Origin of the sequence: Mesorhizobium sp. B2-4-17 (assembly GCF_006441275.1) — a bacterium.
Lineage (GTDB): Bacteria > Pseudomonadota > Alphaproteobacteria > Rhizobiales > Rhizobiaceae > Mesorhizobium.
Genome location: NZ_VFUX01000017.1, coordinates 44,658 through 65,412, shown reverse-complemented (window position 1 = coordinate 65,412; position 20,755 = coordinate 44,658). Strand labels below are relative to the sequence as shown.

The window sequence follows — 20,755 nt, the reverse complement described above, 5'->3', positions numbered from 1 at the left end:
CGCCTCAATTCGTCTTGGCTTTTTCGTCTCCAGGCAGCACGTAGTCCGTGCCTTCCCAAGGAGACAAAAAATCGAAATTGCGGAATTCCTGCTTGAGCTCGACCGGCTCGTAGATGACGCGCTTGGCTTCGTCGTCGTAGCGCAGCTCGACGAAACCGGTCAGCGGGAAATCCTTGCGCAGCGGGTGACCATCGAAACCGTAGTCGGTGAGGATGCGGCGCAGGTCGGGATGGCCCGAAAACAGCACGCCATAGAGATCGTAGGTCTCGCGCTCGAACCAGTCGGCGCCGGGATAGACGCCGGTGATCGACGGCACCATCGTCTCCTCGTCGGCCTGCACCTTGACGCGGATGCGCACATTCTGTTTCGGCGACAGCAGATGATAGACGACGTCGAAGCGCTTGGCCCGCGACGGATAGTCGGCGCCACAGATATCGATGATCGAGATGAACTGGCAGCGCGCATCGTCACGCAGGAAGGTCATCACTTCGACGAGGTCGCGCGGTTCGACATGAATGGTGAGTTCGCCATAGGCGAACACCGCGTCCGAGATCCGTCCGCTCATTTTCTCGCCGAGATAGCTCGACAGTTCGCTCAGTGATGCGGCCATGGATTTACCGTTCGATCGTGCCGGTGCGGCGGATTTTCTTCTGCAGGAGAAGAATGCCGTAGAGCAGTGCTTCGGCGCTCGGCGGGCAGCCGGGCACATAGATGTCGACCGGCACGACGCGGTCGCAGCCGCGCACCACCGAGTAGGAATAGTGGTAATAGCCGCCGCCATTGGCGCAGGAGCCCATCGAGATGACGTAGCGGGGCTCCGGCATCTGGTCGTAGACCTTGCGCAGTGCCGGCGCCATCTTGTTGGTCAGCGTGCCGGCGACGATCATGATGTCGGACTGGCGCGGAGACGCACGCGGCGCCACGCCGAACCGCTCCGAGTCATAGCGCGGCATCGAGGTGTGGATCATCTCGACCGCGCAGCAGGCGAGGCCGAAGGTCATGAACATCAGCGAGCCGCTGCGCGCCCAGGTGATCAGCGCCTCTGTCGAGGTGACAAGAAATCCCTTGTCGGCGAGCTCATTGTTGATTTCGAGGAAAAAGGGATCGTCCTCCCCCACCGGCCTGCCGGTGTTGGGATCGATAATGCCCTTGGGCTTCGGCGCGACGAGGGTGCCTGAACTGTCGTTCAATCCCATTCCAGCGCTCCTTTTTTCCATTCATAGGCAAAGCCGATGGTCAGCACTGCCAAAAACACCATCATCGACCAGAAGCCGAGCATGCCGATCTTCGAGAAGGACACGGCCCAGGGAAACAAGAAGGCCACTTCCAGGTCGAAGATGATGAACAAGATCGACACCAGGTAGAAACGGATGTCGAATTTCATGCGGGCGTCGTCGAACGAGTTGAAACCGCACTCGTAGGCGGAAAGCTTTTCAGGATCGGGGTTGCGGTAGGCCACCAGAAACGGCGCCGCGATAAGCGCGATGCCGACGACCGCCGCCACTGCGATAAACAGGACGATGGGCAGGTACGAACTGAGAAGTGCGTTCATGCAGCGGCTTTCCGTTGGCGCCAATCCACTTTTGTTACAGCACCGGACCTTAATGCGGAAGCGTGACAGTTTAACCGCTGAACCGTTTTAAGGGGCCTATGCTGCAACGCGGCGAGGGTTAGCGCAGCACTTCCAGCGAAGCAAGTCAAACCTTGTTCAAAACGCCGGGCTGGACGGCATAACGGAAGAAACTGGTCCGATGCGCTCCTGTTTGATTTCCTTCACTTTCTACTCCACTTTTATCTCCTGACATATCTACCGCCATTTGCCTGCTAGCATGCCGGAATCACCGGCTAAAATCCGCAAATCGATCAGGGCAAGGGCTCCCGATGAAGGAAAAAATCTCGCTCGCTATGGCCCGGCGCATCGCGCTCGGCGCTCAGGGCTTTCTCGACCCCCGCCCAAGTGGCACGCCGGACCGCCGCCACTTCGCCCGCGTGCTCTCCCGCACCGGCCTGCTGCAGATCGATTCCGTCAGCGCGGTGGTGCGCGCGCATTATATGCCGCTTTATTCGCGGCTTGGCCCCTACCCGCTCGCGCTCCTCGACAATGCCGCCGTGACGCGCAAGCGCACGGTGTTCGAATATTGGGCGCATGAAGCCTCGTTCCTGCCGGTCGAGACATATCCCTTGATGCGCTGGCGCATGCAGCGCGCCGAGCAAGGCGAGGAAATGTATCTGGGCCTCGCCAAATGGGGCCGCGAGCACGCCGCCTACATCGAAGAGATCTATCGGGAAGTCGCCGATCGCGGCCCGATCGCCGCCTCGGCGCTTGAGGGCCAGAAAGGTTCGGGCGGCTGGTGGGGCTGGAGCCACGCCAAGCACGCCTTCGAATGGTTGTTCTGGGCCGGCCGCATCACCACCGCGCACCGCCGCGGCTTCGAGCGCTTCTATGACCTGCCGGAGCGCGTGCTGCCGCAAGCGATCCTCGATCTGCCGGTGCCGGCGGCCGAGGACGCGCATCGCGAATTGCTGCGCATTTCCGCCCGCGCCCATGGCGTGGCTACAGCCGGCGACCTGCGCGACTATTTCCGCCTGTCGCCCGCAGACATGAAGGGCCGGCTGGAGGAACTGGTCGAGCTGCGCGAGTTGCTGCCGGTGCGTGTCGAGGGCTGGAACAAGCCGGCTTACCTCCATAGAGATGCCCGTCTCCCGCGCAAGATCGAAGCGCGCGCCCTGCTGGCACCGTTCGATCCGGTCGTCTTCGAGCGCTCGCGCACCGAGCGGCTGTTCGATTTCCATTACCGCATCGAGATCTACACTCCGGCCGAAAAACGCCAGTACGGCTACTATGTCCTGCCCTTCGTGCTTGGCGACAGGATCGTCGCTCGCGTCGACCTTCGGGCCGACCGACCGGCAAGCGTGCTGCGCGTGCCTGCGGCCTATGCCGAGCCCGGAGCGCCGCCTGAAACCGCCGCCCAGCTCTTCGAGGAATTGAAGCAGATGCAGGTCTGGCTTGGCCTTGAACGTATCGACGTGACGCCCGCCGGCGATCTGGGCCCGGCGCTGGCCGACATCGCCATGTCGTAGCCGCGCGTTGACACAGCTGCCTGCAAAAGCCTAAATCCGCTCCAGACGGTCCCCTGCCCGCAACGGCTGGGGCTAAGAGGGAATGCGGTGCGGGATTTCGGTCTCAAATCCGCGGCTGTCCCCGCAACTGTAAGCGAAGAGCCAAGGCCGAAAGCCACTGGGAGTTCCCGGGAAGGCGGCTAACCAAGGCGATGACCCGCGAGCCAGGAGACCTGCCGTCTGCGACAGAAGAATCCGATCGCCCGGCGGGTTTCCGGGCAAGGAGCCCGGTTTTGGACCACAACGGCAGTTTTTCGGCTGGTGCAGCGGATATATCGTCCGCCGATGGCGACGCCTTGTCCGGCGTCACCGTTATCGTCTGCGCGTCCTGCCGCGACGAAACCGGCTCCGACGCCCATCCCCGCGCCGGCGAACTCCTGGCACAGGACACACGCCGCGCCGCGGCATCCGAGCGCGTCCGCGTCCGCACGGTCGAATGCCTCGGCAACTGCAAACGCCGGCTCAGCGCCGCAATCCTGCGCGACGGCTGCTGGAGTTATGTGTTCGGCGACCTGACCACGGGCAGCGGCGCCGACCTCGTTACCGGCGCCAAACTCTTCGCCACCTCGAGCGACGGCCTCATCCCTTGGCGCGGCCGCCCTGATTCCCTGAAGCGCGGCCTCGTTGCCCGCATCCCTCCCCTCGACCTGCTGAAAGACTGACCATGACCGCTTCCGTCTCCCGTGTTCCCTGCACTGTCGTCACCGGCTTCCTCGGCGCCGGCAAGACGACGCTGGTCCGCCATCTCCTCGAAAATGCCGGCGGCAAGCGCATCGCGATCATCGTCAACGAGTTCGGCGACATCGGCATCGACGGCGAGATCCTCAAGGGTTGCGGCATCGACACCTGTCCGGAGGAAAACATCGTCGAACTGGCCAATGGCTGCATCTGCTGCACCGTGGCCGACGATTTCGTGCCGGCGCTTGACCGGATCCTGTCGCTGACGCCGAAAGTCGACCATATCCTGATCGAAACTTCGGGCCTCGCTTTGCCCAAGCCCCTGGTCCAGGCCTTCCAGTGGCCGACGGTGAAGAGCCGCGTGACCGTCGATGGTGTGATCGCTGTGGTCGACGGCCCTGCACTGGCAGAAGGCCGAGTCGCCAACGACATGGACGCCCTGCAGGCGCAGCGCGCCGGGGATGACAGCCTCGACCATGACGACCCGGTCGAGGAAGTGTTCGAGGACCAGATCGCCTGCGCCGACCTGATCATCCTGTCGAAGAGCGACCTGATGGACGCCGCCGGGTCGGCCCGCGCCAACGCCATCGTCAACGAACATTCCGCCCGGGCCGTCAAGATCGTGCCGACGTCCCATGGCAAGGTCGATCCCTCCGTACTGCTCGGGCTCGGCCTCGCCGTCGAAGACGACATCGAGAACCGCAAGTCCCATCACGACGGCGCATTCGACCACGAGCATGACGACTTCGACACCTTCATTGTCGACATCCCCTCGATCGCCAATCCGGACGAGCTGGCAAAACGCGTCGCCGACGCCGCCGAACAGGAAAACGTGCTGCGCGTGAAAGGCTTCGTCGAGGTCGGCGGCAAGCCGATGCGGCTTTTGCTGCAGGCCGTCGGCCCGCGCGTCAACCATTACTACGACCGCGCCTGGACCGCCGAGGACGACCGCCGTTCGCGCCTTGTCGTCATCGGCCTCAAGGGGCTGAACCGCCCGGCAATCGAACGTATCCTCGCCGGCTGACTTTCGGGCACGGCCGCGATGCACATCCTCACCACGACCTCCGCCTCGCTCGACGATCTCGCCGAGCCGGTCGATCTGCGGCAGGCGCCGGCGGATATCGTGGCCCTGTCCTTCACCGATAGCGACCTCGCCGGCCTGGCGGCCGCGTGGAAGGTGGATGCCAACCGCCTGCCCTCGATGCGGCTGGCCGGGCTGCGTGACCTTCGCCATCCCATGTCCGTCGACCTCTGGATCGACAGCGTCGCCCGCCACGCCAGAGTTATTCTCGTCCGCATCCTCGGCGGCTACGACTGGTGGCGCTATGGCTGCGACCAGCTTGCCGCGACCGCCCGCGAGCGCGGCATAAAACTGGCGCTGCTGCCCGGCGAAAGCCACGACGAGGATCTCAGGCTGATCAAAGCCTCGACGCTGCCGCGCGAGGAGCTGGATGCGCTGCTCGGCTATTTCCGCGAAGGCGGCCCGGCCAATATGAGTTCGCTGGTGCGGAGGTTGGCAGGGCTGGCGGGACAGGATGAAGCAGCAGCCGCGCCGGTAACCGTTCCCAAAGCGGGCTACTACGAGCCAGGACGTGGCGTCGTCGAGTGCGGCGTCCCCCTCCCCCTCCAGGGGAGGGTCCGGCCGCAGGCCGGGGGTGGGGTCGCCGGTGAAGTGCGCCGACCTCAAGAAACGCCCTATCCAGTCGCACCGACCCCACCCGGCCCTGCGGGCCACCCTCCCCTCGAGGGGGAGGGAAAGATCGTGCCTATTCTGTTCTACCGCTCGATGCTGCAGGCCGCCGATGTCGCGCCGATCGATGCGCTTTTCGACGCCTTGCAGCAGCGTGGCATCACCCCCGTGCCGATCTTCGTCTCCAGCCTCAAGGACCCGGCATCCCTCGCGTTCGCCGAAACCGCCCTCGCCAAACTGAACCCGGCCGCCATCATCACCGCGACCGCTTTCGCGTCCGGCGCGGAGCCCGGCATCGAAACCCTGTTCGATCGCGCCGGCGTCCCCGTCTTCCAGGTCATCGTCGCCACCACGCGCCGCGACGTCTGGGAAAAGAATCAGCGCGGCCTGGCACCCGCCGACCTTGCCATGCATGTCGTGCTGCCCGAACTCGACGGCCGCATCCTCGCCGGCGCCATTTCCTTCAAGGGCGAAAGCGATGTCGATCCGGCACTTGGCCACCGCGCTTTCGCCAACCGGCCGGAACCCGATCGGATAGCGCAGGTGGCCGACCGTGTCGCGGCCTTCATCAAGCTGCAGGGCACGCCCCGCGCCGACCGCAAGCTCGCCATCCTCATTCCGGATTACCCGAGCGCCCCCGGCCGCACCGGCTATGCCGTCGGCCTTGACGTGCCGTCCAGCGTGCTGGCCATGCTGCATGACCTCAGCGACCAGGGCTATGCCGTCGACGGGATTCCGCGAACGCCGCGCGCGCTGCTGGACTTGCTGGAGTGCGGCGAAGAAAGATTGGGGCTGGAGGACTATCTCGGTCTTTCGATGGATCTCCCACCCGAGGCACTCGCTGCTGTAACGGCGGCCTGGGGAAAACCAGAAGATGAGGCAGGTTTGCGCGAGGCACCCCCCTCTGTCCTGCCGGACATCTCCCCCGTAAGGGGGGAGATTGACCTTTCATCTCGGCTTTCGCCAATCGCCAACATTGTAGAGGGAGTGCCGGCGCCCAAACTGCCGATCTCCCCCCTTAGGGGGGAGATGTCCGGCAGGACAGAGGGGGGTGTTCAAGCGCCGGCCTCGGCGAAATTCCCCTTCCGCGCCGCGAACTTCGGCAACATCACCGTAGCGCTCGCCCCGGATCGCGGCCGCTCCGCCGACCGCCGAGCCGACTACCACGACCCGACGCTCCCCCCGCGCCATGCGCTGATCGCCTTCGGTCTGTGGCTCCGGAAATCGCAGAGCGTCCATGCCCTAATCCATGTCGGCGCCCACGGCACGCTGGAATGGTTGCCCGGCAAGACGGTGGCGCTCTCGCAAACCTGTTTTCCCGAGATCGTCACCGGTCCCCTGCCCGTCATCTATCCCTTCATCGTCTCCAACCCCGGCGAAGCGGCGCAGGCCAAGCGGCGCATTGCCGCCGTCACCCTTGGCCATCTGCCGCCGCCGCTGACCGGCGCTGGCCTGGATGAAGACCAGCACCGGCTCGAACGCCTGGTTGACGAATATGCCCAGGCCGACGGCCTTGACCGCCGCCGCCGCGACCGTCTGGCCAGGCTGATCGTCGACACCGCGCAAAAGACCGGCCTCGCCTCCGAAGCCGGTGTCGCCAAGACCGATGCGCCCGACGAGGCATTGCGCCGTATCGATGCCTGGCTATGCGACCTGAAGGATTTCGCCATCAAGGACGGGCTCCATATCTATGGCCGCGCCTCCGAGAAAGAGCCCGACGCGATGCGCCGCCAGAGCGCGAACGCCGAGAAGGCCGCGCTGCTTGCCGCGCTCGATGGCCGCCACGTCAAGGCCGGCCCTGCCGGCGCACCCGCGCGTGGCCGCTCCGATGTGCTGCCCACCGGCCGCAATCTGTTCACGTCGGACCCGCGCACCATGCCGACGCCGACCGCCTATGACCTGGGCAAAGCGGCGGCCGAGGAGGTCGTTCGCGCCTACACGCAGGCGCATGGTGACTGGCCCCGCTCGCTGGTGATCGACCTCTGGGGTTCGGCCTCCCTGCGCACCGGCGGCGAGGAGATCGCGCAAGGCCTGGCTCTGATGGGCTGCCGGCCGCAATGGGACACTGCCACCGGCCGCATCACCGGCATCGAGGTGCTGCCGCCGGCCACGCTTGGCCGCCCCCGCATTGACGTCACCTGGCGCATATCAGGCCTGTTCCGCGACATGTTCCCGACCCAGATCGCGCTCATTGACGCCGCCGCCGGCGCCGTCGCCGCGCGTGACGAGGACGATTCGGAAAACCCGCTCGCCGCGAAGACCCGCGCCGATGGCAAGGTCAGCCCCCGCATCTTCGGCACCTCGCCCGGCACTTACGGCGCCGGCGTCGAGGAGTTGATGTCGAGCGGCGACTGGGGCGCGCGCGAAGAGATCGGACGTGCCTACCTCGATGCCACCTCGCACGCCTATGGCGGTGCCGGGGGCGAAGGCATCTCGGCGCCCGGCGCTTTCGAGGGGCGCATCGCCGAGGCCGATCTTCTCGTCCACACCGGCGACGATCCCGGCCGCGACATTCTCGAAGGGTCGGCCGATGTCGCTTTCATCGGCGGCTTCTCGGCCGCGCTTGCGGCTATCGGCCGGAATGCCGACGTCATCGTGCTCGACACGACCGATCCGCAAAAGCCAAAGCCGCGCTCCGTCGGCGAAGCGATATCGCGGGTGGTGCGTGCCCGCGCCGTCAATCCACGCTTCATATCAGGCCAGATGCGCCATGGCCCGCGCGGCGCATCGGAATTCGCCGAAACGGTCGACCGGCTGGTCGGCTTCGCCGAGACCACCCATGCCATTTCAGGCGCGCTGATCGAGGCCGTGCACGACGCGTATGTCGGCGATCCCGAAGTTCGCGCCTTCATCCTGCGCGAGAATCCCGCCGCCGCGAAAGTCATCGCCGAACGCTTCCTGTCGGCGCGCCGGCGCGGTCTCTGGCACCCCCTGCGCAATTCGATCGACGACGACCTCGCCGCGCTGATAGGCGAGGCTGAGGCGCTTGGGGTGGCGGCATGAACGCCTTTCCGCGCCGCGGGGCCTGCCCGGCCCTGTCCGCGCCGATGCAGACCGGGGACGGGCTCTTGGTGCGGCTCAACCCGGTCGCTGGAGGATTGTCGCCGAAGCTGTTGATCGAGGTCGCAGAATCCGCCCTGCGGCACGGCAACGGCATCATGGAGGTGACGGCACGCGGCAGCTTGCAGATACGTGGGCTGACAACGGAAAGCGCACGGTCGCTGGCGGCGGAAGTCGACGCGCTGGGCATCGCGGTGCGTACCGGCGTGCCGGTCGAGACCGGGCCGCTCGCGGGCATCGATCCCCAGGAGATCGCCGACCCGCGACCGCTGGCTGAGCGGATCAGGGGCGCGATCGAGAACGCCGGGCTGACGGCAAGGCTTGGCCCGAAGGTTTCGGTTGTCGTGGACGGCGGCGGGCAATTGGCGATGGATGCGGTGACGGCCGATGTCAGGGTGGTTGCTGTTCAAATGGGTGACGAAGTTCGGTGGCAGCTGTCGATTGCCGGAGACGGAAGGCAAGCGAAGCCGGTCGGCACGGTCGATGAGGACGCAGCGTGCGACATCGCTGTTGGTGCACTCAGGATGGTTGCCGAGAAAGGTGGAGAAGCTCACGCGAGAGATTTGCCGGAGAGGCAATTGGCATCTCTCGCAGGCTGGCATTCCTTCGCGCCCCCCTCTGTCCTGACGGACATCTCCCCCACGAGGGGGGAGATCAAGCTCTCATCGCGACCCTCGCCAGTAAACAGCGTTGCAAGAACAGCGCCGGCATCGGAGCTGCCAATCTCCCCCCTTGCGGGGGAGATGTCCGGCAGGACAGAGGGGGGTGGGACGGAGTGCCGTCCTATCGGTCTATTCACCCTGAGAACTGGCCTAGCCCTCGGCATCGGTCTGCCGTTTGGCAGCATGCCGGCGGATAAGATCGTCAGCCTGGCGCAAAGGGCCTTCGCCTTCGGCGCCACGGAAATCCGCCTCGCCCCGGGCCGCGCCTTGCTTTTCCTTGGTCAGCCAGCGGATACCAACCAGCTCCTTCAGGACGCCGCCGCCGCCCTCGGCTTCGTCACCACCCCCGCCGACCCCCGCACCCGAATCGCCGCTTGCCCCGGCACGCCGGCCTGCGCCTCCGGTCGGATCCCCACACGCGACATCGCCGAGGCGATTGCCGTCGGGAATGCCGGCATTCTCGACTTTATCCTGCACATTTCGGGCTGTGCCAAGGGGTGCGCGCATCCCGGCCCGGCAGCACTAACCATCGTCGGCGGCGAAAACGGAGCCGGACTTGTCGTGAACGCGACGGCAAAGGCCCTTCCTGCCGGCTACAGGCCGGGCTATGACGCCGCGCGCGGCATCGGCCGCGTCGCGGCGGTGATCCGCAGCGCAAGATATCCAGGCGAAACCGCCGCCGCTTGCCTGACAAGGCTCGGGCTGGCCGGCATCGCAGAGGCTTACCGACAGGAATGAGCATGGCCGCCTACGACTACATCCACGACGGCACGGCGATCTACGAGCGCTCCTTCGCCATCATCCGCGCCGAGGCCGACCTGTCGCGCTTCTCGGAAGCCGAGGCCGATGTCGCCATCCGCATGATCCATGCCTGCGGCCAGGTCGAAGCATCAAGTCATTTTGTTTTCTCCCCCGATTTTGTTGCCGCCGCGCGCAAGGCACTTGCCGCCGGCGCACCGATCTTCTGCGACGCGGAGATGGTGTCGCATGGCATCACCCGCGCCCGCCTGCCGGCCGGCAACGAGGTGATCTGCACCTTGCGCGATCCGCGCACGCATGAAATCGCCAGGGATATCGGCAACACCCGCTCGGCCGCTGGCATCGACCTCTGGGGCGAGCGCTTGGCCGGCGCGGTGGTCGCCATCGGCAACGCGCCGACAGCGCTCTTTTACCTCCTGGAAAAACTGCGCGACGGCGCGCCGAAGCCAGCGGCCATCATCGGCATGCCGGTCGGCTTCGTCGGTGCCGCCGAATCCAAGGATGCGCTGGCCGAGAATTCCTACGGCGTACCCTATGCCATCGTGCGCGGCAGGCTTGGCGGCAGTGCGATGACCGCCGCCGCGCTCAATTCGCTGGCGAGGCCGGGCCTGTGAACGCCCCCGTCAAGGAAGGATTGGCAAAAGGCCGACTCGTCGGCGTCGGCACCGGTCCCGGCGATCCCGAACTGTTGACGCTGAAGGCCGCGCGCGCCTTGGCGGAAGCCGATGTGGTGGCGTATTTCGCCAAGCGCGGCAACAACAGCAATGCCCGCGCCATCGTCGAAGCGCGCTTCCGGCCGGATATGCTGGAACTGCCGCTGCTCTACCCCGTGACCACCGAAATCGACAAGGATCACGACGATTACCGCTCGCAGATCACCGGCTTCTACGAGGAGTCGGCCGAAAAGGTCGCCGAACATCTCGAAGCTGGCAGGATCGTGGCTGTGCTGTCCGAAGGCGATCCGCTGTTCTACGGCTCCTACATGCATCTGCATGTCAGGCTGGCGCATCGTTTCCCGACCGAGGTTATTCCCGGCATCACCGCCATGTCCGGTTGCTGGTCGGCGACCGGCCTGCCGATCGTCCAGGGCGACGATGTACTGACGGTGCTGCCCGGCACTATGAGCGAATTCGAGTTGAAGCGCCGCCTCGCCGACACCGATGCCGCCGTCATCATGAAGGTCGGCCGCAACCTGCCCAAGGTCAGGCGGGCACTGGAGGCCACCGGCAAGCTGGCACGCGCCGTCTATGTCGAGCGTGGCACCATGGCCGGCAGCGTCTCGATGCAGCTGTCCGACAAGCCGGATGACAAGGCGCCCTACTTCGCCATCGTGTTGGTCGCCGGCTGGTCCGGCCGGCCCGGCGTCCTGGGAGCGCAGGCATGAGCGGCCGCCTCACCGTCATCGGCCTCGGCCCCGGCAATGCCGATCAGGTCACGCCGGAAGCCCGCCGCGCCGTAGCGGAAGCAAAATTCTTCTATGGCTACAAGCCCTATCTCGACCGGCTCGAACTGCGCCCCGACCAGACCCGCGTCGCTTCCGACAATCGCGAGGAACTCGCCCGTTCCAAGGATGCGCTGGTCAAAGCCGCCGAGGGCCATGACGTCGCCGTCGTTTCCGGTGGCGATCCCGGCGTCTTCGCCATGGCGGCCGCCGTCTGCGAGGCGATCGAGGCCGGTCCGGCCGAATGGCGCGCGATAGATGTCGCTGTCGTTCCCGGAATCACCGCCATGCTTGCCGTCGCCGCCCGGATCGGCGCCCCGCTTGGCCATGATTTCTGCGCCATATCGCTGTCGGACAATCTGAAGCCATGGGAGCTGATCGAACTGCGTCTTCTGGCGGCGGCGGGCGCCGGCTTCGTCATCGCGCTCTACAACCCGATCAGCAAGGCGCGCCCCTGGCAGCTTGGCCGCGCCTTCGAATGCTTGAGCGCGATCCTGCCCGGCACCACGCCGGTGATCTTCGGCCGCGCCGCCGGCCGCCCGGACGAACGCATCGAGGTTTTCCTGCTGGCCAATGTCGACGCGCAAAAGGCCGACATGGCGACCTGCATCATCATTGGTTCACCGGAAACCCGGATCATCAAGCGTGGCGACAAGCCGGCGCTGGTCTACACGCCGCGTTCGGCCGCGGGCTCGACGAAATGATCCACCATCGCGGCCAGGGCTTCGACGGTTTTAGCCGAAGGCACTTCCGGCAGCGCTGGCCTGCGGACCATGATCACCTCGATGCCGAGCGCCCGCGCGGCGGCAATCTTTCCGTAGGTGGCCGCGCCGCCGCTGTTCTTGGAAACGACAATCTCGATGCGCCGTTCGCTGAGCAGAGCGCGCTCGTCCGGCTCACGGAACGGACCGCGCGCCAGCAGATAATCAGCATCGGGCACGGCCAGTTTCGGCTCAATCGGATCGACGCTGCGGATGAGATAGCGGTGCTGCGACGCGGCCTCGAAAGCCGCGACCTCTTGCCGCCCAAGCGCCAGGAACACCCGGCGCGGCGTATCGCCAAGCGCCTGCACGGCAGCACCGACCGTATCGACCTCGATCCAGCGGTCGCCTTGGACAGGCTCCCAACCGGGGCGGCGCAAGGCAAGGATCGGCACACCGGTGATCCGCGCGGCTTGTGCCGCGTTGGCGGAGATTCGCGCCGCATAGGGATGCGTGGCGTCGATCAGCAGGCCGATGGACCTGTCCGTGAGGTAAGCGGCCAAACCATCGGCACCGCCAAATCCGCCGCTTCGCACAGGAACGCCTTGAGCGACCGGACTTTCCGTGCGGCCGGCCAGCGACAGCGTGACCGCGGCGCGCGTGACCAGCTTTCCCGCCAGTTGCCGGGCTTCAGTGGTGCCGCCAAGGATCAGGATCGTCTTCATAGGCACCCTAGTGAACCAAGTCGGCGCCGCCCCTCACCCTTACCCTTTCCCCGTGCGGACAGGGAGAGGAGGATCGCCAGCGTTGCGGCTAGTCCCTTCTCACCGTCTCTATACGGGGAGAAGGTGCCGGCAGGCGGATGAGGGGCAGCGCTGGCATGTCAAACAAGAAGCAGCCAACACTTCGATGGCTCACGATCATCGGCATTGGCGAGGACGGTCTAGCCGGTCTCGGCGACGAGGCCAAGCAGCAGATTGCCAAGGCGGAAATCATCTTCGGCGGCAAGCGGCATCTGGCGCTGGTCGCCCCCTTCGCCAAGGGCGAGCCGCGTCCCTGGCCGATCCCTTTCGATGCCGGGATGCGCGACGTGCTGGCGCTGGCCGGCAGGCGCATCTGCGTGCTCGCCTCCGGCGATCCCTTCTTCCATGGCGTCGGCGCCACGCTGGCCCGCAAGGTCAGGCCCCAAGAGATGCATGTCATCCCCGCGCCATCGGCCATTTCGCTGGCCGCCGCCCGGTTGGGCTGGGCGCTGCAGGATATCGAGACCGTCTCCCTGCATGGCCGGCCGCTCGACCTGATCCGGCCGCTGCTGCAGCCGAATGCGCGCATCCTGGCGCTGACATCCGATGGCGAGACGCCGGCGGCAATCGCCCGCCTGCTTGCCGAACTCGACTTCGGCGCCTCGCGGCTCACCGTTCTGGAGGCGTTGGGCGGGCCGAACGAGATCCAACGTTCGGCCCGCGCCGATGCCTTCGACCTCGAAGACATCAATCCGCTCAACGTGCTGGCCATCGAGATTGATTCGAATCCGCAAGCCCGAGTCCTGCCGCTCAGATCGGGCCTTGCCGATCACCTGTTCGACCATGACGGCCAGATCACCAAGCGCGAAATCCGCGCCGTCACCCTTTCGGCGCTGGCGCCGAGGCGCGGCGAATTGCTGTGGGATATCGGCGCCGGCTCAGGCTCCATCGGCATCGAATGGATGCTGGCCCACCCCGCGATGCGCGCCATCGCCATCGAGGCTGACCCAAGCCGCGCCGCCCGCATCGCCCGCAACGCCGCCGCCTGCGGCGTTCCCGGCCTTGTCGTGGTGGTGGGCAGCGCGCCCAAGGAGCTGGCCAGGCTGGACACACCCGACGCGATCTTCATCGGCGGCGGCGGCAGCGACACCGGCGTGCTGAACGCCGCCATCAAGGCGCTGCGCAACGGGGGCCGTCTGGTCGCCAATGCGGTAACGCTGGAGATGGAAGCCCTGCTTCTTGCCCAACACGTCAAATTGGGTGGCGATCTCACCCGCATCGCCATTTCGCGCGCCTCGCCGGTCGGCTCGATGCAGGCCTGGCGGCCGGCGATGCCGGTCACGCAGTGGGCTTGGGTGAAGCCATGATGGGGAGCCGGGTGAAGTCATGATGGTCGCGGGCATCGGCAGCCGGAACGGCGTGAGCGTGGAAGACGTGCTTGCCGCGATAGAAACAGCGCTCGAAGCGCATGGGCTGGCGATTTCCGCCCTTTCGGCACTGGCCACAGCTCCGCTCAAGAAGGATGAAGAATCGATTGCTGCCGCCGGTCGCACGCTGAACCTCCCGGTCATCATCGTCGATGACGCTGCCCTACAGGCTGCCTCGTCGGGGACGCTCAGCAACTCCAGCCTGTCGCAGGAATCGGCCGGCACGCCATCGGTTTCCGAAGCGTCGGCCCTTGCGGTTGCCGGCAAAGGCGCGACGCTGCTCGGTCCCCGGACCGTGCTCGGTCCGGTCACATGCGCCATCGCCATCAGCGGAGACGCGCCATGACCGTCCATTTCATCGGCGCCGGTCCGGGTGCGGCCGACCTCATCACGCTGCGTGGTGCGAGGCTCCTGGCAAGCTGCCCGGTCTGCCTCCATGCCGGTTCGATCGTGGCACCCGAATTGCTGCAGCACTGCGCGCCCGGGACAAAGCTGGTCGACACCGCGCCGATGTCGCTCGACGAGATCGAGGCCGCGTATCTCGATGCCCATAATGCCGGCCATGATGTCGCCAGGCTGCACTCGGGCGATCTGTCGGTGTGGAGCGCGGTTGCCGAGCAGATTCGGCGGCTTGAAAAGCACGGCATCCCTTACACGCTGACGCCAGGCGTTCCTTCCTTCGCGGCCGCCGCCGCAGCACTTCGCCGCGAACTGACCATTCCCGAAGTCGCGCAAAGCCTGGTGCTGACCCGCATCTCCGGCCGCGCCTCGAAAATGCCGCCCGGCGAAACGCTGGCCGGTTTCGGCCGCACCGGCGCAACGCTGGCCATCCATCTTGCCATCCACGCCATCGACCGCGTCGTCGCCGAATTGACACCTTACTATGGCGGTGATTGCCCGGTCGCGATTGTCTTTCGCGCCTCCTGGCCGGACGAGCGCGTGCTGACCGGTACGCTGGAGACGATAGAGGCACGGCTCGCGGCCGATCCGATGGAGCGCACGGCGATCATCTTCGTCGGCCGCTCCCTGGCGGCGGAAGGTTTCGGCGAGAGTTCATTGTACGACGCCCACTACCAGCGGCGTTTTCGCGGACGGGACGGATTGTGAACGGCAGTACCAGCAACAAAGGCGAAAACGCCACGCTCGAACAGGCGCTCGCGCGGCTGAACTTCAAGCCGCGTCCGCTTGAGCCGGGCCATGTCTGGCTGGCCGGCGCCGGTCCCGGCGACCCCGGCTGCCTGACCCTGGAAGTGCTGGCGGCGCTGGCCGAAGCGGATGCGCTGGTCTACGACGCGCTGGTTTCACCTGATGTCGTGGCTGTTGCCGGAAATGCCGAGCGTTTCTTTGCGGGCAAGCGCGGCGGCAAGCCCTCGATGAAGCAGGATGACATCACCGCCCTGCTGGTGCGGCTGGCATGTGAAGGCCGCCGCGTCGTCAGGCTGAAGGGCGGCGATCCCTATATTTTCGGCCGTGGCGGCGAAGAGGCTTTGGCACTGGCACGCGAAGGCATACCGTTTCGTGTTCTGCCGGGCCTGACATCGGGCCTCAGCGCGCTGGCCGCCACCGGCATTCCGGCCACCATGCGCGGCATCAACAAGGCGGTGATCCTGGCGACCGGCCACGCCGCCGGCACAGACGATGACATCGACTGGGCGGCAATCGCCCGCACCGGCCAGCCTGTCGTGGTCTATATGGGCATGGCCAATCTGCCGCTGATAGCAGCGGCACTGCTCGATGGCGGCCTGGCGCCGTCGACACCGGCGGCTGTGATCGTCGCCGCGACCACGCCGCGGGAACGGACCGTCGTCGCCACGCTCGCCACCATTGCCGAGGAAGCGGCCGCTGCCGGCCTCGCCTCGCCGGCATTGATCGTGGTCGGCGGCATCGTCGCCATGCGCGCGGCACTGGCGGGCGGGGTATGACGGCGCGGGCCATCATCATCGGCGCTCCGCGCTCCGGCTCGGGCAAGACCAGCGTCACCATCGGCATTCTGCGCGCGCTCACCCGGCGCGGCCTGAAGGTGCGCGGTGCCAAATCGGGCCCTGACTACATCGATCCCGGCTTCCATACCGCCGCCACGGGCCTGTCCGGCGTCAACCTCGACAGTTGGGCGATGCCGCCCTCGTTGCTCAACGCGCTCGCCGCGCAGGCGGCCGACGATGCCGATTTCGTTATCCTCGAAAGCGCCATGGGCCTGTTCGACGGCATTCCGGCCGCGCCAGGGCGCACCGGTTCGGCCGCCGATCTCGCCCGCCTCTACGGCCTGCCGGTGCTGCTGGTGCTCGACGTTTCCGGCCAGTCGACCACGGCGGCGGCCGTCGCCAAGGGTTTTGCCACTTACGATCCGGATGTGCGCATGGCCGGCGTCGTGCTCAACCGGTTGGGCAGCGAGAGGCACCGGCGGCTTTCCGGCGACGCCATCGAGGCGATTGGCCTGCCGGTGGTCGGCGCCATACTGCGCGATCCCACGCTCAATCTGCCCGAGCGCCATCTCGGCCTCGTCCAGGCCGGCGAATATGATGACCTGATGGCGCATCTGGACAGGCTGGCCGACATGGCGGAGAAGTCGCTCGATCTCGATGCCGTCATGGCGCTGGCAACACCGCTCAATCCGGCAGTCGGCGATTTCACCGATGCGCTGCAGCCGCCCGGTCAACGCATCGCGCTGGCCGAGGATGCCGCCTTCACCTTCCTCTATCCGCATGTCGCGGCCTATTGGCGCAAGGCGGGCGCGGAGATCGTTCCGTTCTCGCCGCTCGCCGACGAAGCGCCCGAAGAGAATTGCGATGTCTGCTGGTTGCCAGGTGGCTATCCCGAGCTTCACGCCGGGCGGCTCGCCGCAGCCGCGAATTTCCGTGCCGGGATGGCTCGTTTCGTGGAGGCGAAGCCCGTCCATGGCGAGTGCGGTGGCTTCATGGTGCTTGGGGAAGCGCTGGAGGATGCCTCCGGCGAAACGCATCGCATGCTGGGCCTGCTTGGCCACGCCACCAGCTTCGCCAGGCGGAAGATGAACCTCGGCTATCGCGAGGCGCGGCTGCGTGCGGACTGTCCGCTGGGGCCGCAAGGCGCGCTGATCCGTGGCCATGAATTCCACTATGCGCAGATGATGGCAACCGGCAATGACGAACCGCTGGCCGACCTCGCCGATGGCCAGGGCAATCCGATCGGCGCTTCCGGCTACCGGCGCGGCCATGTCAGCGGCACCTTCTTCCATGCAATGGCGAGGGCTGGCGCGTGAAGCTTCCAAATCTGATCCTTTCGCCCCGGCAGATCCTCGACGATGTCGCGCTCTGTCTGATGTTTTTTACCCGCCTGCCCCTGCCCGCCCTAGACTTTCGCGGCCGCAGTCTCGCCGCCGCGATCTGGGCCGCACCGGTTGCCGGCGTCGTCGTCGGCTTGATCGGTGCCATCGTCTTTGCCACGGCGGAACGGTTTGGCCTTGCCATGGGGCCGGCGGCCGCCCTTGGCCTCGTCTCAACCGTCATCACCACAGGCTGCCTGCATGAAGACGGACTGTCGGATGTCGCCGACGGATTTGGCGGTGGCAAGTCGCGCGGCCGCAAACTCGAGATCATGCGCGACAGCCGCATCGGCGCTTACGGTGCGGTGGCCCTGGCTCTGTCGCTGCTGATCCGCTGGAACGTGCTTTCTGAATTCACCGACCCCACACAGGCGCTCTTTGCCCTTGTGGCTGCCCACGCCGCCTCGCGCGGGGTGCTTGGCGCCTTCATGCATCTCTTGCCGGCGGCTCGGTCCGACGGCCTGTCGGCCGGCGCTGGTCCCGTCTCGCTCGACACCGCCATTGCCGGCGCCGTGCTTGGCGCGATTCCCCTGCTCCTGCTCGGCTCCGGCGGCGCCATCGCCGCGCTGATCTTGCTTGGCCTGCTGTTTGCGGCGTTCCACGCCCTTTGCCTCAACCAGATCGGTGGCCAGACCGGCGACACGATCGGCGCCCTGCAACAGGTGAGCGAAATCGCGGTGCTTCTCGTCGCTTCCGTCGCCCTTTCCTGATTTTCATTTGGAGACCTTGCCCCCATGCCCTTCAAATCCCTCGATGAATTGCGCGCCGCCTGCCTTGACCTGCCGGCCGGCAGCGATGCCGCGGCAAACGCGGTTGCCCGCCGCCAGGACACGCTGACCAAGCCGCAAGGCAGCCTCGGCCGGCTGGAGAGCCTCGCCGCATGGCTGGCGCGCTGGCAGGGCCGCGACATGCCGAAACTCGACCGGGTGAAGGTGTTCGTCTTCGCCGGCAACCACGGCGTCACCGCTCAAGGCGTCTCGGCCTATCCTTCGGAAGTCACCGTGCAGATGGTGGCGAATTTCGCCGGCGGCGGCGCCGCCATCAACCAGCTCGCCCGCGTCGCCGGCGCCGAACTCGACGTCATCCCACTCGATCTCGATCATCCCACCGGCGACTTCACGCAAGTGCCGGCAATGGACGAGAAAACATTCCTTGCCGCCGTCTCGGCCGGCTATGATGCGGTCACAAAAGACCTTGACCTCGTCTGCTTTGGCGAGATGGGCATCGGCAACACCACGCCGGCCGCCGCCATTTCGGCGGCGCTGTTCGGCGGTGGCGCGGAAAAATGGACCGGGCGCGGCACCGGCGTCGACGACGCCAGCCTGAAGCGCAAGGTGGTCGCCATCGAAGCCGGCCTGAAGCGCCATGCCGCCGCCCTCGCCGACCCGCTGGGGATTGCTGCCGCGCTCGGCGGGCGCGAGCTTGCCGCCATCTTCGGCGCCACGCTGGCCGCACGGCATCTGGGCATACCCGTGCTGCTCGACGGCTTCGTCTGCACCGCCGCGGCCGCTCCGCTGGCAAGGCTGCATCCGACCGGGCTCGCTCACACCATCGCCGCCCATGTTTCGGCCGAATCGGGCCACCGTGGCTTGCTCGAAGCCCTCGATCTGCCGCCGCTGCTCGATCTCGGCATGCGGCTCGGCGAAGGCTCCGGCGCCTGCCTCGCCGTCAACATCGTCCGCTCGGCGCTGGAGTGCCATGCGCGCATGGCAAGCTTTGCCGAGGCAGGTGTTTCGGAGAAATAGGCTCAGGCAGCAAAGGCGGAATTGGCGCTGACGATGCTGCTGCCCTGGAAAAGAGCATTGCTTTCCGGTTGGGCCGTTTCTAAGCCGCGTTTTTCAGCGCGGCCGGTTCGTCAGAGCGCAGCGTCAGCACCGATACACCGGAAGCCGTGACGGCGACGGTGTGCTCGAACTGCGCGGAAAGCGACCCGTCTCTGGTCACGACAGTCCAGCCGTCAGCCTCGGTTCTGACAGTCCGTCGGCCTCGATTGAGCATCGGCTCGATCGTGAAGACCATGCCCTCGCGGAGCACGAGGCCGGTTCCCGGTTTTCCGAAGTGCAGAACCTGCGGTTGCTCATGCATCTCCCTGCCGATGCCGTGACCGCAATAGTCATGCACCACGGAATAGCCATTTTGCTTGGCATGGCGTTCGATCGCCCAGCCGATGTCTCCGAGCCGTGCGCCCGGGCGAACAGCCCGGATGCCCATCCACATGGCCTCGTAGGTGGTCTGGACCAGCCTCCCGGCGGCTGGAGTGACCTCGCCAACGAGATAAGTCTTGCTGGAATCGGCGATATAACCGTTCTTCTCCAGCGTGATGTCGAAATTGACGATATCGCCGTGCCGAAGCACGTCCGATTGCGACGGAATGCCGTGGCAGACCACATCGTTCACCGAAGAATTCAACACAAAACCATAGCCATATTGGCCCTTGCTCGCGGGTCGGGCCTGGAGATCGTGAACGATGAAACGCTCGACCATGTCATTGATCTGAAGTGTCGACACACCGGCGAGTGAGGTTCGATCCAGCAGCCCGAAGACGGACGCCAGCAGCCGGCCGGATTCGGCGAGCAAGGCCAGTTCCCGGGGCTGCTTCGTCATGCTTCGCTGAAAGCCAGTGATTGAGCCGAAACACCTGCGGAACTGAGTTCGCGCTCGATGATCTCCGTGAAACTGAGCGTCGGATTGGTCTCGCACAGCATGCCGACCTTGATCCAATAGGCGGCCTGCGCATTGATCGAACGATACGATACCTTGCTCGTCCTGCGCAGTTGATCGTGCAAATCATCATCAATGTTCACGATGCCCATCGGAAGCTCCATATACGGTTCATATATGGAACATATATATAATAGACGAGAAAGCCAAGGGCATCAGCCGTCACCGCAAGCCGCTTAACAGGCCCTGACTATATGGTCCGCCACGATGGCCAAGTGTCGTTGCAGGTCAAAAGATTACGACAAGACGCATGGCCCGAGACGCGCCAAACGTGTCTCGCTTTCAGGGTCTTTCCACCAAGTCTTTGAAGAATTTGGTGGGTGCGCACAGGATTGAACTGTGGACCCGCTGATTAAGAGTCAGCTGCTCTACCAACTGAGCTACGCACCCACTCGGCCGGCAAAAACCGGCGTTGGCGGGCATATAGCCGCCGATACCGATCCTGTCCAGCC

General features: G+C 65.8%; 20 protein-coding genes, 1 tRNA gene, 1 pseudogene and 1 riboswitch. Of the genes and pseudogenes, 15 read left to right on the top strand and 7 right to left on the bottom strand.

Annotated features, from left to right (window positions below):
* Positions 1-4: 4 nt before the first annotated feature.
* The 3 genes from FJ548_RS15180 to FJ548_RS15170 are packed head-to-tail and all read right to left on the bottom strand — an operon-like array spanning position 5 to position 1,552.
* Entirely contained in the window at positions 5-610 is a 606-nt protein-coding gene (locus FJ548_RS15180; RefSeq protein ID WP_140696837.1) for an NADH-quinone oxidoreductase subunit C, read from the bottom strand.
* 4 nt (positions 611-614) lie between these two features.
* Positions 615-1,196, bottom strand: coding sequence for an NADH-quinone oxidoreductase subunit B (locus FJ548_RS15175; RefSeq protein WP_015317338.1), 582 nt, complete (start codon positions 1,194-1,196; stop codon positions 615-617).
* Complete coding sequence (locus FJ548_RS15170; RefSeq protein WP_140610469.1) at positions 1,187-1,552, bottom strand: NADH-quinone oxidoreductase subunit A; 366 nt, start codon at positions 1,550-1,552, stop codon at positions 1,187-1,189. Before FJ548_RS15170 ends, FJ548_RS15175 begins: the two co-directional genes overlap by 10 nt.
* A 329-nt stretch (positions 1,553-1,881) precedes the next feature.
* Here FJ548_RS15170 and FJ548_RS15165 point away from each other — a divergent pair, with 329 nt between their 5' ends.
* From FJ548_RS15165 to FJ548_RS15130, 8 genes and pseudogenes are all read left to right on the top strand, one after another.
* Complete coding sequence (locus tag FJ548_RS15165) at positions 1,882-3,081, top strand: winged helix-turn-helix domain-containing protein (RefSeq protein WP_140778269.1); 1,200 nt, start codon at positions 1,882-1,884, stop codon at positions 3,079-3,081.
* A gap of 29 nt (positions 3,082-3,110) precedes the next feature.
* Positions 3,111-3,316: riboswitch (cobalamin riboswitch) on the top strand.
* Between the two features lie 37 nt (positions 3,317-3,353).
* Positions 3,354-3,782: a DUF1636 family protein gene (locus FJ548_RS15160; protein ID WP_140778268.1), complete on the top strand. Its 429-nt coding sequence runs from the start codon at positions 3,354-3,356 to the stop codon at positions 3,780-3,782.
* A gap of 2 nt (positions 3,783-3,784) precedes the next feature.
* The gene (gene cobW / locus FJ548_RS15155) at positions 3,785-4,822 is read left to right on the top strand and encodes a cobalamin biosynthesis protein CobW (RefSeq protein ID WP_140778267.1); all 1,038 of its coding nucleotides are present in this window, start codon (positions 3,785-3,787) and stop codon (positions 4,820-4,822) included.
* An 18-nt stretch (positions 4,823-4,840) separates the two neighbouring features.
* Entirely contained in the window at positions 4,841-8,491 is a 3,651-nt protein-coding gene (locus FJ548_RS15150; RefSeq protein WP_140778266.1) for a cobaltochelatase subunit CobN, read from the top strand.
* Positions 8,488-9,945, top strand: a pseudogene (gene cobG, locus FJ548_RS15145) (precorrin-3B synthase); the annotation flags it as partial. The gene FJ548_RS15150 and the pseudogene cobG, both read left to right, overlap by 4 nt.
* 5 nt (positions 9,946-9,950) lie before the next feature.
* Complete coding sequence (locus FJ548_RS15140) at positions 9,951-10,583, top strand: precorrin-8X methylmutase (RefSeq protein ID WP_140778264.1); 633 nt, start codon at positions 9,951-9,953, stop codon at positions 10,581-10,583.
* Entirely contained in the window at positions 10,580-11,353 is a 774-nt protein-coding gene (locus FJ548_RS15135) for a precorrin-2 C(20)-methyltransferase (RefSeq protein ID WP_140778263.1), read from the top strand. The genes FJ548_RS15140 and FJ548_RS15135 overlap by 4 nt, the downstream gene beginning before the upstream one ends.
* Entirely contained in the window at positions 11,350-12,114 is a 765-nt protein-coding gene (locus FJ548_RS15130) for a precorrin-3B C(17)-methyltransferase (protein WP_140778262.1), read from the top strand. The genes FJ548_RS15135 and FJ548_RS15130 overlap by 4 nt, the downstream gene beginning before the upstream one ends.
* Here the strand turns inward: FJ548_RS15130 and FJ548_RS15125 are convergent.
* Positions 12,078-12,836: a cobalt-precorrin-6A reductase gene (locus FJ548_RS15125; protein WP_140778261.1), complete on the bottom strand. Its 759-nt coding sequence runs from the start codon at positions 12,834-12,836 to the stop codon at positions 12,078-12,080. The genes FJ548_RS15130 and FJ548_RS15125 overlap by 37 nt on opposite strands.
* Before the next feature lie 155 nt (positions 12,837-12,991).
* Between FJ548_RS15125 and cbiE the strand changes: the two genes are divergently transcribed.
* Genes cbiE through cobT form a run of 7 tightly spaced genes read left to right on the top strand, consistent with a single transcriptional unit; the run spans position 12,992 to position 19,327 of the window.
* Entirely contained in the window at positions 12,992-14,221 is a 1,230-nt protein-coding gene (gene cbiE / locus FJ548_RS15120) for a precorrin-6y C5,15-methyltransferase (decarboxylating) subunit CbiE (protein ID WP_140778260.1), read from the top strand.
* 19 nt (positions 14,222-14,240) lie between these two features.
* Positions 14,241-14,627: a cobalamin biosynthesis protein gene (locus tag FJ548_RS15115; protein ID WP_140778259.1), complete on the top strand. Its 387-nt coding sequence runs from the start codon at positions 14,241-14,243 to the stop codon at positions 14,625-14,627.
* A complete protein-coding gene (cobM, locus tag FJ548_RS15110) occupies positions 14,624-15,388 on the top strand; it encodes a precorrin-4 C(11)-methyltransferase (RefSeq protein WP_140778258.1) in 765 nt (254 codons plus the stop codon). Before FJ548_RS15115 ends, cobM begins: the two co-directional genes overlap by 4 nt.
* Positions 15,385-16,203, top strand: a complete 819-nt coding sequence (gene cobA / locus FJ548_RS15105; RefSeq protein ID WP_140778257.1) for a uroporphyrinogen-III C-methyltransferase — start codon at positions 15,385-15,387, stop codon at positions 16,201-16,203. Before cobM ends, cobA begins: the two co-directional genes overlap by 4 nt.
* On the top strand, positions 16,200-17,519 hold the full coding sequence (locus FJ548_RS15100; RefSeq protein WP_140778256.1) for a cobyrinate a,c-diamide synthase: 1,320 nt from the start codon (positions 16,200-16,202) through the stop codon (positions 17,517-17,519). The genes cobA and FJ548_RS15100 overlap by 4 nt, the downstream gene beginning before the upstream one ends.
* A complete protein-coding gene (locus FJ548_RS15095; protein WP_140778255.1) occupies positions 17,516-18,292 on the top strand; it encodes an adenosylcobinamide-GDP ribazoletransferase in 777 nt (258 codons plus the stop codon). The genes FJ548_RS15100 and FJ548_RS15095 overlap by 4 nt, the downstream gene beginning before the upstream one ends.
* 24 nt (positions 18,293-18,316) lie before the next feature.
* The gene (gene cobT, locus FJ548_RS15090; RefSeq protein ID WP_140778254.1) at positions 18,317-19,327 is read left to right on the top strand and encodes a nicotinate-nucleotide--dimethylbenzimidazole phosphoribosyltransferase; all 1,011 of its coding nucleotides are present in this window, start codon (positions 18,317-18,319) and stop codon (positions 19,325-19,327) included.
* Positions 19,328-19,406: 79 nt separating this feature from the next.
* Here cobT and map read toward each other — a convergent pair whose 3' ends face one another.
* From map to FJ548_RS15075, 3 genes are all read right to left on the bottom strand, one after another.
* A complete protein-coding gene (gene map, locus FJ548_RS15085) occupies positions 19,407-20,186 on the bottom strand; it encodes a type I methionyl aminopeptidase (RefSeq protein WP_140778253.1) in 780 nt (259 codons plus the stop codon).
* On the bottom strand, positions 20,183-20,395 hold the full coding sequence (locus FJ548_RS15080; protein WP_140778252.1) for a ParD-like family protein: 213 nt from the start codon (positions 20,393-20,395) through the stop codon (positions 20,183-20,185). Before FJ548_RS15080 ends, map begins: the two co-directional genes overlap by 4 nt.
* A gap of 222 nt (positions 20,396-20,617) precedes the next feature.
* A tRNA-Lys gene (locus FJ548_RS15075) sits at positions 20,618-20,693 on the bottom strand.
* Between the last annotated feature and the right edge of the window lie 62 nt (positions 20,694-20,755).